Annotated in this window: 11 protein-coding genes; 1 reads left to right on the top strand and 10 read right to left on the bottom strand. The window is 58.2% G+C overall.

Annotated elements, in window-relative coordinates; genetic code table 11:
• Window positions 1-69 precede the first annotated feature (69 nt).
• Window positions 70-630 (bottom strand): VOC family protein, encoded by a 561-nt coding sequence (locus AC4IBF_RS08375; protein WP_127731458.1) that lies wholly within the window; start codon window positions 628-630, stop codon window positions 70-72.
• 238 nt (window positions 631-868) lie between these two features.
• Here AC4IBF_RS08375 and argS point away from each other — a divergent pair, with 238 nt between their 5' ends.
• Entirely contained in the window at window positions 869-2,602 is a 1,734-nt protein-coding gene (argS, locus tag AC4IBF_RS08370) for an arginine--tRNA ligase (RefSeq protein ID WP_136195782.1), read from the top strand.
• Window positions 2,603-2,658: 56 nt separating this feature from the next.
• Here argS and flhE read toward each other — a convergent pair whose 3' ends face one another.
• The 9 genes from flhE to tar all read right to left on the bottom strand — a co-directional run bounded on the left by flhE (window position 2,659) and on the right by tar (window position 12,725).
• Window positions 2,659-3,051, bottom strand: a complete 393-nt coding sequence (flhE, locus tag AC4IBF_RS08365; RefSeq protein ID WP_136195783.1) for a flagellar protein FlhE — start codon at window positions 3,049-3,051, stop codon at window positions 2,659-2,661.
• Window positions 3,051-5,129, bottom strand: a complete 2,079-nt coding sequence (gene flhA, locus AC4IBF_RS08360) for a flagellar biosynthesis protein FlhA (protein WP_111964827.1) — start codon at window positions 5,127-5,129, stop codon at window positions 3,051-3,053. Before flhA ends, flhE begins: the two co-directional genes overlap by 1 nt.
• Complete coding sequence (gene flhB, locus AC4IBF_RS08355) at window positions 5,122-6,270, bottom strand: flagellar biosynthesis protein FlhB (protein ID WP_048992249.1); 1,149 nt, start codon at window positions 6,268-6,270, stop codon at window positions 5,122-5,124. Before flhB ends, flhA begins: the two co-directional genes overlap by 8 nt.
• Before the next feature lie 147 nt (window positions 6,271-6,417).
• On the bottom strand, window positions 6,418-7,062 hold the full coding sequence (cheZ, locus tag AC4IBF_RS08350) for a protein phosphatase CheZ (protein ID WP_111964828.1): 645 nt from the start codon (window positions 7,060-7,062) through the stop codon (window positions 6,418-6,420).
• A 10-nt stretch (window positions 7,063-7,072) separates the two neighbouring features.
• The gene (gene cheY / locus AC4IBF_RS08345; protein WP_008500431.1) at window positions 7,073-7,462 is read right to left on the bottom strand and encodes a chemotaxis response regulator CheY; all 390 of its coding nucleotides are present in this window, start codon (window positions 7,460-7,462) and stop codon (window positions 7,073-7,075) included.
• Between the two features lie 17 nt (window positions 7,463-7,479).
• A complete protein-coding gene (locus AC4IBF_RS08340) occupies window positions 7,480-8,529 on the bottom strand; it encodes a protein-glutamate methylesterase/protein-glutamine glutaminase (protein ID WP_008500430.1) in 1,050 nt (349 codons plus the stop codon).
• Complete coding sequence (cheR, locus tag AC4IBF_RS08335) at window positions 8,526-9,392, bottom strand: protein-glutamate O-methyltransferase CheR (RefSeq protein WP_111964829.1); 867 nt, start codon at window positions 9,390-9,392, stop codon at window positions 8,526-8,528. The genes AC4IBF_RS08340 and cheR overlap by 4 nt, the downstream gene beginning before the upstream one ends.
• Before the next feature lie 19 nt (window positions 9,393-9,411).
• Window positions 9,412-11,013, bottom strand: a complete 1,602-nt coding sequence (tap, locus tag AC4IBF_RS08330; RefSeq protein WP_133294695.1) for a methyl-accepting chemotaxis protein IV — start codon at window positions 11,011-11,013, stop codon at window positions 9,412-9,414.
• A gap of 44 nt (window positions 11,014-11,057) precedes the next feature.
• Window positions 11,058-12,725: a methyl-accepting chemotaxis protein II gene (gene tar / locus AC4IBF_RS08325; RefSeq protein ID WP_133294696.1), complete on the bottom strand. Its 1,668-nt coding sequence runs from the start codon at window positions 12,723-12,725 to the stop codon at window positions 11,058-11,060.
• Window positions 12,726-12,799: the final 74 nt, after the last annotated feature.

Here is a 12,799-nt window from a genome sequence, read left to right as displayed (position 1 = left end):
CTGAAATTCCACTAAGCGAAACATCATGACACGCCGTTCGTTTTCGGTCCCGGCGTGAACTCACATCTCTTATGCTTCACTGGCAACGATCTGCTCAATGGTCCACGGATGAAACTTCACCGTAACCTGTCCGTCAGTAACGGCCAGCGTCGGGTTAGGTAACCGCTCGCGCTCGCCTTTGGGAGAACTGGTCTTCACAAAAATTCCCGGCTGGCTTAAGCCTTCGTCCGCTAACAGGGCCAGCGCGCGCGCGTTTAACGTCTCCGGCTCACCCGGCAGGACAATCTCGATATGTTCCCAGCCTTCGTGCGGATAGCGTTTCTCGCCCGGCCACGGCAGTTCAACCACGCTGAACTGCCAGTGCGCCACGTTCACCGGCTCATGCAGTTTGAACAGGCAAATGGGGCGGCCATTAATGATATTCTCGGACAGTAACTCGCCGCACTGTTCGAACCCGCGACGCCAGCGCTCGGCGGTGGCATTCTGATGACAGCGCAAAGAGATATGATCGGCCTCAAGCGGCGCAATATCCAGACCCAGACGGGTGGCAAGTTCTGTGAACGCCTGGGTGAAGCGCGGTAAATCTGCGGAAATATCATGCAGTTCGTCAATGGATTGCCAGTTCGCCATAAGTCATTCTCTTTTCATGTCGCAAAGCCGCTAATTTACTCTGTTGCCCTGTTTTGACCAACCTCAGAAACCGGCTTTTTGCGACTGCATGATTATGCACACCTTCACTGCCTGGATTCTGAGCAATCTTCAGCCCCGCACTGCTGACGTCAGAAGGCATTTGCAGTATACTCCCGCCCTAAATTCTTTAACTGGCGCGGGCGGTTGTAAGCCCGCATCAAAAACGTAAGGTATCCAGGTGAATATTCAGGCTCTTCTCTCCGAAAAAGTCAGTCAGGCACTGATTGCCGCAGGTGCCCCTGCGGATTGCGAACCGCAGGTTCGTCAGTCAGCAAAAGTACAGTTTGGCGACTATCAGGCTAATGGCGTGATGGCAGTGGCTAAAAAACTGGGCATGCCGCCGCGACAGCTCGCTGAGCAGGTACTGACGCATCTGGATCTTTCCGGCATTGCCAGCAAAACCGAAATCGCCGGTCCGGGCTTTATCAACATCTTCCTTGAGCCTGCTTTCCTGGCAAGCCACGTTGACGCGGCGCTGAAATCCGATCGTCTGGGAGTGTCCCAGCCGGAAGCGCAGACCGTCGTGATCGACTATTCTGCGCCGAACGTGGCGAAAGAGATGCACGTTGGCCACCTGCGCTCCACCATCATCGGTGATGCCGCAGTGCGCACGCTCGAGTTCCTCGGTCACAAGGTGATCCGCGCGAACCACGTGGGCGACTGGGGCACCCAGTTCGGCATGCTGATCGCTTACCTGGAAAAACAGCAGCAGGAAAACGCGGGTGAAATGGCGCTGGCGGACCTGGAAGGGTTCTATCGCGAAGCCAAAAAACACTACGACGAAGACGAAGCTTTTGCCGAACGTGCGCGTAGTTACGTGGTTAAACTGCAGGGCGGCGATCAATACTTCCTCGAAATGTGGCGCAAGCTGGTTGACATCACCATGTCCCAGAACCAGCTGACCTATAACCGTCTGAACGTCACCCTGACCCGCGATGACGTAATGGGTGAAAGCCTGTACAACCCAATGCTGCCCGGCATTGTGGCTGACCTGAAAGCGAAAAACCTGGCGGTGGAGAGCGAAGGCGCAACGGTTGTGTTCCTTGATGAGTACAAAAACAAGGAAGGTGAACCGATGGGCGTGATCATCCAGAAAAAGGATGGCGGCTATCTCTACACTACAACCGACATTGCCTGCGCGAAATACCGTTACGAAACGCTGCATGCCGACCGCGTGCTGTACTACATAGACTCCCGTCAGCACCAGCACCTGATGCAGGCGTGGACCATCGTGCGTAAAGCCGGTTACGTGCCGGACAGCGTTCCGCTGGAACACCACATGTTCGGCATGATGCTGGGTAAAGACGGCAAGCCGTTCAAAACCCGCGCGGGCGGTACGGTGAAACTGTCAGACCTGCTGGACGAAGCGCTGGAACGCGCCCGTCGTCTGGTGGCCGAGAAGAACCCGGACATGCCGGCCGACGAGCTGGAAAAACTGGCCAACGCCGTGGGTATCGGTGCGGTGAAATACGCGGATCTCTCCAAGAACCGTACCACCGACTATATCTTCGACTGGGATAACATGCTGGCGTTTGAAGGTAACACGGCGCCATACATGCAGTACGCCTACACCCGCGTGCTCTCGGTATTCCGTAAAGCCAGTATCGACGAAAGCGTGCTGGCGACTGCCACCGTGACCATCACTGAAGATCGTGAAGCACAGCTGGCGGCGCGTCTGCTGCAGTTCGAAGAGACGCTGACGGTTGTCGCGCGTGACGGTACGCCGCACGTAATGTGTGCTTACCTGTACGACCTGGCGGGTCTGTTCTCCGGCTTCTACGAGCACTGCCCTATTCTGTCTGCGGAAAACGAATCGGTTCGCAACAGCCGCCTGAAGCTGGCGCAGCTAACGGCGAAGACCCTGAAGCTGGGTCTGGATACCCTGGGTATCGAAACCGTAGAACGCATGTAATACAAAAAACCCGGCAATCGCCGGGTTTTGTTTTTGCAGTCCTGGTAATCCAACCGTCAGCGATAGTTCACGATGACGGAATTGCTCTGCACCTTCAGAGCCGGAATCAAACGTCCCCCACCCGGCACTTCCCAGATGAAACGCAAAGGTTCAATAGCCGGTACGCCGTTGAACGCCTGCGTTGTCCCATTTTCGCCGTCGATTTCGGTACAGCGCGTCTGAGAGCAGAGGCGCACCCGCAAGCCCGCTGGCGTAGGGCCAATCAGCCGGTAGTTCCAGACCACAAGGCCCATCTGTCCGGAGACCTCTTCTGAAGGCGCCAGCGGGTTAGACGACATAGCAACACCGCGGTTACTGAGGATCACCCCCATGCTGCTCGCCTGCCAGGTGCCTCCCCCGGCAGCCTGCGCCGCCAGCGGGAAGAGCAACATCCAAAGCCATTTACGCATTATTTTCCTCCAATCGTCGCGGTCATGCGGATATGACGGTTATCCGACAGCTCCAGATTCGACAGCACGACCAGCTGGTTCAGGCTACGACGCAGGAAGCGGGACAGCAGCGGACGCAGCGCGTGGTTCACCAGCAGCACCGGCGGCGCGCCGAGCATCTCCTGACGCGCCAGCGCCTCCTGCGTTTGCGCCAGCAGACGGTCCGCCAGGCCCGGCTCCAGACCGCCTCCGCCCTGCAGAGCCTGCAGCAGCAGACGCTCAAGCGGCGTATCGAGGCCGATCACCTGCACTTCCCCGGTTCCCGGGAACCACTGCTGGGTAATGGCGCGTCCCAGCGCCACGCGCACCACCGCCGTCAGCTCGTGCGGATCGCTTTGTATCGGCGCGTGTTCGGCAAGGGTTTCCAGAATGGTGCGCATATCGCGGATCGGCACCTTCTCGTCGAGCAGGTTTTGCAGCACCTTGTGCAGCGTGGTTAAGGTCAGCACGCCCGGGACCAGATCTTCCGTCAGCTTCGGCATCTCCTGCGTGACGCGGTCCAGCAGCTGCTGCGCTTCCTGACGGCCAAACAGCTCCGCCGAGAATTGCCCAATCAGGTGATTAAGATGGGTCGCCACCACGGTACTGGCTTCAACAACCGTATACCCCTGGATCTGCGCCTGCTCTTTCAGGGCGCTTTCAATCCAGATAGCGGCCAGGCCAAAGGCCGGATCGATAGTTTGCTCGCCCGGCAGCGTGCCTGCGGCGGTGCCGGGGTTAATCGCCAGCCAGCGGCCCGGATAGGCATCACCGCTGCCAATTTCGACACCTTTCATCAGGATACGATAGCGCGCGGGCGGCAGGTCCATATTGTCGCGGATGTGTACCACCGGCGGCAGGAAGCCCATATCCTGCGCGAATTTTTTACGGATACTGCGGATACGGCCGAGCAGCTCGCCGTCCTGCTGGAAATCGACCATCGGGATCAGGCGATACCCGACTTCCATTCCCAGGGAATCTTCCAGCTGAACGTCGTTCCAGGTCGCTTCGACGGCCTGGGTATTCTCCGGCATTTTGACCTGAACAGGTTCAGCTGCCGGTTTGGTTTCACGGCCACGCATCCACCAGGCAAGCCCCAGCAGCCCCGCCGTAAACAGCAGGAAGACGAGGTTTGGCATCCCCGGCACCAGGCCGAGCAACCCGAGAACCGCAGCGGCCAGCAGCATCACGCGCGGGTTGCTGAACAGCTGGCCCACCATCTGCTCGCCAACGTCCTGATCGGTGCTCACGCGGGTCACAATCACACCCGCCGCAGTGGAGATAACCAGCGCCGGGATCTGCGCGACCAGACCGTCACCGATGGTCAGCAGCGTATAGCTTTCCGCCGCGTGGCCCATGTCCATCCCATGCTGCAGCACGCCCACCAGCAGGCCGCCGACCACGTTAATCACCATGATCAGAATGCCCGCGATGGCGTCACCGCGCACAAACTTACTCGCACCGTCCATGGAGCCGTAGAAGTCCGCCTCCTGCGTCACCTCCGCACGGCGTTTTTTGGCTTCATCTTCGGCGATAAGACCGGCGTTCAGGTCGGCGTCGATCGCCATCTGCTTGCCCGGCATCCCGTCGAGCACAAAGCGCGCGCCCACTTCCGCAATACGCCCTGCACCTTTGGTGATGACCATAAAGTTGATGATCACGAGGATGACGAACACCACGATACCGATAGCGAAATTACCACCCACCAGAAAGTGGCCGAACGCCTCCACCACTTTACCTGCAGCTGCCGCCCCGGTGTGACCTTCCATCAGGATGATACGCGTGGACGCCACGTTCAGCGCCAGTCGCAGCAGGGTGGTAAACAGCAGAATGGTCGGGAACGCGGCGAACTCCAGAGTACGCTGGGTGAACATCGCCACCAGCAGCACCATAATGGAGAGCGCAATATTGAAAGTGAAAAGCAGATCGAGGATGAACGCCGGAAGCGGCAGTACCATCATCGACAGAATTAGCAGGATCAGAATCGGCCCGGCCAGGATCTGCCATTGGGTCGATTTCAGGTTGCCGGGCAGGCGCAACATTGCCACCAGATTAGCCATCAGTGTCCTTCTCGTTCATAAAATCCAGCGCGGCAGGCACCGGAAGGTTCTCAGGTTTCACAGGCCGTTGACCGCCGGCCAGACGCCAGCGCTTCAACTGCCATACCCAGGCCAGCACTTCCGCCACGGCGGCGTAGAGTTGTCCCGGGATCTGTTGTCCAATATCCGCATGGCGGTAAAGGGCACGCGCCAGCGGAGGGGCTTCCAGGATCGGCACGCGGTGTTCCGTGCCGATTTCCCGGATGCGCAGCGCGATCAGCCCTGCCCCTTTCGCCACCACTTTCGGCGCGCTCATTTTGTTTTCGTCATAGCGCAGGGCAACGGAATAGTGCGTCGGGTTGGTGACGATGACGTCGGCCTTCGGCACATCTTCCATCATGCGGCGACGGGCGGCGGCACGCTGCATCTGGCGGATACGCCCCTTCACGTGCGGGTCACCTTCCATCTGCTTATATTCGTCACGGATGTCCTGACGTGACATGCGCAGCTTTTTGAAGTGGGTATAAAGCTGGAAGATCACGTCAAAACCCACCATCGGGATAATGCTGAGCACCACCAGCAGTGCGCAAAGCCCGACCAGATTCAGCGCGTTGCTCATCGCGGTGAGAGGCGATTCGCTGATGAGACGCATCATTTCCGGCCAGTGGTACCAGAGGTAAAACCCCGCAGAACTGCCCATCAGCACCGATTTGAGAATGGCTTTGAGCAGCTCGGCCCCGGTCTGAGCAGAGAACATTTTCGCAATGCCCGGCAGCGGGTTCAGTTTGGAAAATTTCGGCTGCAGCGATTTGGCACTAAAAACCAGACCGCCGAGCATCACCGGCGAGACCAGCGCGACCAGCACGACCCCGGTAATCAGGGGCAACAGCGCGACCATGGCCCCTTTAATCAGTTGAATAATCTGGCTGAGGATCAGATTCGGATCGTTGACCATGCTGTGGTCAAAACGCAAGCCGGTTGACAGCATTCCCGCCAGCTTGCGGGCGAGCGACTCCCCGCCCCACCAGATAATGCACACGCCTACGATAAGGATCAGCAGGGAGGTCAATTCTCGGGATCGGGGGATTTGCCCTTCCTCACGCGCCTTTTCTAGTCGGTGGGGTGTGGGGGCTTCCGTTTTGTCGTCGTTCTCTTCTGCCACAGTGCATGCTCAGCCCATTACGTCACGGGTATCATGCCAGCGCAGCGGAAATCCAATGGCGGGAAAAGCCCGTTTATTCGGGCTCTTTTCGGTGATTTTGTCGCAAACCGCCTCAGGCGGCGTAACCTCCTGAGGCGGAAAGGACTATCAGAAGCCGAGGCTGTCCAGCAGGTCGTCTACCTGATCCTGGCTTGCCACAACGCCTGCCTTGGTGGCGTCGAGCTGCGGACCATTGAGCAGGCTTTCGTTCTCGCGTTTTGGACGGGCTGCTGGTTCCGGAATGTTCTCCAGCAGAACCATCAGCAGCTGGCGCTCAATCTCCTGGATAACATCCATCATGCGCTTGATGACCTGACCGGTCAGGTCCTGGAAATCCTGCGCCATCATGATGTCCAGCAGCTGGGCGTTGGTGAAGCTGGTGTGGCCCGGCACATCGCCCAGGTACTGACGAGTATCCGTCACCAGCTCGCGGGCATCAGCCAGCTCGATAGGGTTTTCAAACCACTCGTCCCAGCGTTTGCTCAGGGCTTTCGCCCCCTTTTCCATCGCATCCTGGTGCGGCTGTGATGCTTCAACGCTGTTCAGCGCACGTTCCGCGGCCTGAGCGGTCATCTGCACGACATAGTCCAGACGATCGCGGGCATCAGGAATCGCTTCCGCCGCTTCGGCAATTGCCTGATCCAGACCCAGCTCGCGCAGGCTGTCACGCAGCATGCGCGTCAGGCTGCCGATGCGGACGATGATATCGCTCGGCGAGTGTTCTTCAACGGGTTTCATAGCAGGTTGCAACATTTCCATCACCTCACATGCCGAGTTTCTCGAAGATCTTACCGAGCTTCTCTTCCAGGGTTGCCGCGGTGAATGGCTTCACCACATAGCCGCTTGCGCCCGCCTGTGCAGCGGCAATGATGTTCTCTTTTTTCGCTTCTGCAGTGACCATCAGAACCGGCATAGAGGCCATTCCCGCATCGGCACGAATGGTTTTCAGCAGTTCCAGACCGTCCATGTTTGGCATGTTCCAGTCGGAGATAACAAAACCAAACCCGCCAGCCTGCAGTTTGTTCAGCGCATCAACGCCATCTTCTGCTTCTTCAACGTTGTTGAAGCCCAGCTCTTTCAGCAGGTTGCGTACGATGCGACGCATGGTGGAAAAGTCATCCACAACCAAAAACTTAAGCTCTTTATCCGCCATAAAATAATACTCCTGAGTCAAATACGTATTGCCTGTCCGGCACTGATTTTCGCCAGCATCTGCTGGCTTACCTGGCTAAGATCGACCACTTCGCTCACGCCACCCATATTGATGGCCTCGCGCGGCATGCCGAACACCACACAACTTGCTTCATTCTGCGCAATCGTCCAGGCGCCAGCCTGGTGCATTGCAAGCATTCCGGCGGCACCGTCGTTGCCCATCCCCGTCAGGATCACCCCAACGGCGTTGCGCCCCGCATGTTTCGCCACCGAATGAAACAGCACATCCACCGACGGACGGTGCCGGTTGACCGGCGGTCCGTCATGAATTTTGATTTGATAGTTAGCGCCGCTGCGCGCCAGCTCCATATGCTTGTCGCCCGGCGCGATATAGGCATGCCCCGGGAGCACGCGCTCGCCGTCTTCCGCCTCTTTCACGCTGATCTGGCACAGCTTGTTCAGGCGTTCGGCGAACGAACGGGTAAAGCCTGGCGGCATATGCTGAGTGATCAGAATACCCGGACTTGAAAGCGGCAATGGCTGGAGTACATGACGAATTGCCTCTGTTCCTCCGGTTGACGCTCCAATGACCAGCAGTTTTTCCGAGCTGAGTAATGGACCGGCCTTCAGGGTCGCCGGCGCGGCCATCGGCGTGTGGGCGGCAAGCTTCGCACGCGAAGCGGTGCGGATCTTCTCGGCGATCATCTCGCTGTAGGCCAGCATCCCTTCGCGAATGCCAAGCTGCGGCTTGGTGACAAAATCCACAGCCCCCAGCTCCAGCGCGCGCAGGGTGATTTCAGATCCTTTCCCGGTCAGGGAGGAGACCATCACCACCGGCATAGGCCGCAGCCGCATTAATTTTTCGAGGAAATCGATGCCATCCATGCGCGGCATCTCGACATCCAGCGTTAGCACATCGGGGTTATATTTTTTAATTAAATCCCGCGCTACCAGCGGATCGGGCGCGGTTGCCACCATCTCCATGTCGCTGTGGCTATTGATAATTTCAGTCATGATCTGACGCATCAGCGCTGAATCATCGACAGACAACACCCTGATTTTACTCATGCTTTTTCCTTACTCAGCGCATATACCGTTTGCCCACGCAGGCTAAACTCACGCACGAGGTTGCTGAAGTTTTCCGAGTGCCCGGCAAACAGTAAACCGTCAGGCTTGAGCAACGGAACAAACCGACGCAGAATGTCCTGTTGCGTCGTTTTATCAAAATAGATCATGACGTTACGGCAAAAAATGGCGTCGAACGGCCCCGGCACGTTGTACTGCTTATCCAGCAGGTTAACGGGCGCGAATTCGACGCAGTTCGCCAGCTCCTGGCGTACGCGCACCAGGCCTTCATGCGGGCCCGTCCCGCGCATGAAATAACGCTGCAGCTGCTGCGGCGACAGCGTTTTCAGTTCATCCTGGCGATAAACACCGTTACGCGCCTTCTCCAGCACTTCAGTATCGATATCGCTGGCGTAGACCTTCCAGCGTCCCGGCGTCATTCCCAGCGTATCGGCAAGGGTGATCGCCAGCGAGTACGGCTCTTCACCCGTCGAGGCGGCCGCACTCCAGACGCGATACTCCCCGGTGCGACGGCGCGCATGCTCGGCCAGAACCGGGAAGTGGTGAGCTTCACGGAAAAACGCCGTCAGGTTGGTGGTTAACGAGTTAATAAAAGCCTGCCACTCGGCGCTGTTCTGGTTCGCCTCGAGCATGCTCAGATAGCGGCCAAAATCATCCAGCCCCAGCGTACGCAAGCGCCGCACCAGACGGTTGTAGACCATGTCCCGCTTATGATCCGCAAGCACGATCCCCGCACGCTGGTAGATTAACTGACATATCCGACGAAAATGCGCGTCGGACAGCGCGAGGCGCTGTGTCATCTGCAACAATAATGACGTTTGCCCAGGGGGCATTGGTGATGTCATAGCGCCTTCTTAATTACATTCAGGATACAACTGGCACGGCCTGCGACCGCCCGACTTCTGTTACTGCTTCAACGTGCTCTTTCACATTAAATACCGCGACCAGTCCGGTAAGACGATCCGCCTGGCTGGCCAGCTGATCGGTTGCCGCTGCCGCTTCCTCAACTAACGAGGCGTTCTGTTGCGTCACCTGATCCATCTGGCTGACCGCCTGGGCAACCTGCTCAATGCCGCGACGCTGTTCATCCGACGCCGAGGCAATTTCGCCCATAATGTCGTTAACCCGCGTCACGGAGGTGACGATCTCGTGCATGGTTTTCGCCGCCGTATCCACAAGCGTTGAGCCCTGCTGAACGCGCGAGACCGACTCTTCGATCAGGACCTTGATTTCTTTCGCCGCGTTGGCGCTGCGGCTCGCCAGGTTACGTACTTCCCCCGCCACCACCGCAAACCCGCGCCCTTGCTCACCGGCGCGCGCCGCTTCCACGGCGGCATTCAGCGCCAGAATGTTGGTCTGGAACGCGATACCGTCAATCACGCTGATGATGTCGCCAATTTTCTGCGAGCTGGTGGCAATCTCCTGCATGGTGCTGGCGACATGGGACGCCTGGTCACCGCCTTTCTTCGCCGTCATCGCCGCCTGTTTTGACAGGTCAGACGCCTGACGCGCGTTATCGGCGTTCTGGCTTACCGTTGCCGTCAGCTGCTCCATGCTGGCCGCCGTCTGCGCCAGCGAGGCCGCCTGCTGCTCGGTGCGGGACGACAGATCGTTGTTACCCGCCGCAATCTCAGAGATCCCGGTGTGCATGGCATAACTGCCCTGCCGCACGTCGCTCACCGTTTCCCGCAGCGAACCCTGCATCGCCTTCAGGCTGGCAAAGATCGCCGAAATTTCGTTCTTGCCGAACACCGCCACCGGACGCGCCAGGTCGCCTTTTGCAATACTGTCGAAATGGCTGCTGACGATCGCCAGCGGCTGCACAATCATTCTGCGCGACCAGAGCAGCGCCCCGCCGGTCAGCAACCCTGCCAGAATCACCACCACGGCGAAGATGACGCCCGACATGTGATAGCTTTGACGGCTCTGGTCACCGGCACGCTGTACAGACTGGTTAATATCCTGCTGCCAGGCGTTAAAGCTGCCGTCAAACGCTGCCTGAGACGCCTGGACCGGTGCGGTCATAAAGTCCGACAGCTGGTTGTTCTCAAGCCACGTCGCCTGGTGGTCCAGATCGCTGTACCACTGCTCAAAGTTCGTCTTCATGGCGGCCTTCAGCGCTTTCTCTTTCTCGCTGTCGGCGGCCTGCGCCGTAAAGGCTTTAAACTGTGCGTCAGCCTGTTTCAGGCTGTCGCGCGCGGTTGCCATCAGCGCTTTAATGTCATCCGGCGGATAGCTCAGCGCGGTTAAGGTTCCCGCCTTGTTCAGCGCAGTGCTTGCCTGCAACAGCACGGCACGCGTTTGTGCCAGTGCGGAGCGCTGCTGATTACTCGCCTCAACTTCCTGCAAATTCTGATAGCCATCGCGAAACGCCCAAAAAGACAACCCGTTACTGCCAACCTGCAACACACCGCAAAGGATCAGAATCAAAAACAGTGTGGTCGAGATACGAATACGATTTAACATCCACGCTCCCATCAAGCGGCAAGCAGCCGCGGTTTAATTGTCAGTCAAAATGTTTCCCAGTTTTCATCTTGTCCGGTCGTCGCGGTACGCGTACGGAGTGCAGCCTGTTCAGCGGCTGGCGCGCGGTACGTCGCCTGCGGAGTGACCGTGTTTCCAGCGAGTGAAGCGAGACGAAACGCCGAGACGGCCATCTTCAGACGGCTCGCCTGGTCTTCCAGGGCAGCGGCCGCCGCAGCGGACTCCTGCACCAGCGCGGCGTTTTGCTGTGTCACGCGATCCATTTCCGATACCGCCAGGGCAACCTGGTCGATACCACGACTCTGCTCATCAGACGCAGAGGCGATTTCCCCCATGATGTCCGTCACGCGGGTAACGGCATTCACGATGTCATTCATGGTCTCCCCGGCACTTTCCACCAGCACGGAGCCGGTATCCACGCGGGAGACAGAGTCTTCAATCAGCGACTTGATCTCTTTTGCCGCGTTGGCGCTGCGGCTGGCCAGATTGCGCACTTCCCCGGCCACCACGGCAAAACCGCGTCCCTGTTCGCCCGCTCGCGCCGCTTCCACGGCGGCGTTCAGCGCCAGAATGTTGGTCTGGAAAGCAATGCCGTCGATGACGCTGATGATGTCGGCGATTTTCTTCGAGCTGTCGGCGATTTCGTGCATGGTTTTCACTACGCCATCTACCACGCGTCCGCCGCGCTGCGCCGTCTCGGAGGCGCTTTCTGCCAGCTGAGACGCCTGGCGGGCGTTATCGGCGTTCTGCTTCACGGTCGCGGTGAGCTGCTCCATGCTGGCGGCCGTCTCTTCCAGGGCGGAAGCCTGCTGTTCGGTACGGGATGAGAGATCGTTATTCCCCATCGCAATTTCGCTGGTGCCGGTGTAGATAGCCTCCGACCCGTTACGCACGTTGGCGACGGTTTCGATTAACGAACGCTGCATATGGTCAACGCTGTTTGCCAGCTCGGTGATCTCATTGCGCCCCGAAACGGTCAGCGTTTTAGTCAGATCGCCGCCGGCAATTTCACGAATGTGGTCAATGACGCGCCCAAGAGGATTCAGCAGGATATGGCGAATGCCGTACCAGACCGCGACCAGCACGATGACCAACGCCAGCGCCATTACGGCCATCTGCCATTTCGCAAAGCGGTAGTCATTCTGACTTGCCGTAAAGGCCGAGTGATAGAGATCGCCACTGGCCTTCGCGTATTCCCCCAGCGCCGCGCCGAGTGCGTTTTGCATCCCCTGCGTCGGCTGCGCGAAATAGGCGTCCATATTTCCGCTCTCCAGGAACTGAATGAGCTCTGTCAGACCGGTATGGTAGGCATTGTATTTTTCATCGATGTTCTGGCTCACCTGCTCCATAGCAGGCTGCGGGGCGATCTTTTTGAAGGCGTCGTAATGTTTCGCGGCGTCAGCGAGGGTGGCACGGGCATTTTTCAACAGATCGGTTTTCGCGCTGCTCTGCTGATTGTTAGGGTCCATCATCATGCGCGCGGACGAGCGGCTCAGGTTGATACGCGTTTGCAGCATCAGATCCCACGTCGACGTGAGTTCACTCTGCTGCAGGCGGAGATCGTTCGAGGCCGCGAAACTGTCCTGGTTCTGTTTTAATGACGAGAAAAAAAGCCCGCCGGAGATGAGCTGAAGAAGTGCGAAAATGACCAGCACCATCATGAGCATTGTGACAACGCGGATACGGTTCAACATACAACACCTTCTCATAGATTTATTAACGGTGTTATCGGCACAGCCCACAGGAACTTTACATTTGCGAAAGGGAA

This window comes from Enterobacter sp. Taxon_8, assembly GCF_058354585.1.
Note: the sequence above shows the minus strand (reverse complement) of the source record. Positions and strands in the feature narration are given on the sequence as shown.

Excerpts from the sequence above, each read along its gene's own strand:
- cheZ (WP_111964828.1), bottom strand. The coding sequence starts at position 7,062 with ATGTTGCAACCTGCTATGAAACCCGTTGAAGAACACTCGCCGAGCGAT.
- flhA (WP_111964827.1), bottom strand. The coding sequence starts at position 5,129 with ATGGCTAATCTGGTGGCAATGTTGCGCCTGCCCGGCAACCTGAAATCG.
- cheY (WP_008500431.1), bottom strand. The coding sequence starts at position 7,462 with ATGGCGGATAAAGAGCTTAAGTTTTTGGTTGTGGATGACTTTTCCACC.
- flhE (WP_136195783.1), bottom strand. The coding sequence starts at position 3,051 with ATGCGTAAATGGCTTTGGATGTTGCTCTTCCCGCTGGCGGCGCAGGCT.
- AC4IBF_RS08340 (WP_008500430.1), bottom strand. The coding sequence starts at position 8,529 with ATGAGTAAAATCAGGGTGTTGTCTGTCGATGATTCAGCGCTGATGCGT.
- tap (WP_133294695.1), bottom strand. The coding sequence starts at position 11,013 with ATGTTAAATCGTATTCGTATCTCGACCACACTGTTTTTGATTCTGATC.
- AC4IBF_RS08375 (WP_127731458.1), bottom strand. The coding sequence starts at position 630 with ATGGCGAACTGGCAATCCATTGACGAACTGCATGATATTTCCGCAGAT.
- tar (WP_133294696.1), bottom strand. The coding sequence starts at position 12,725 with ATGTTGAACCGTATCCGCGTTGTCACAATGCTCATGATGGTGCTGGTC.
- cheR (WP_111964829.1), bottom strand. The coding sequence starts at position 9,392 with ATGACATCACCAATGCCCCCTGGGCAAACGTCATTATTGTTGCAGATG.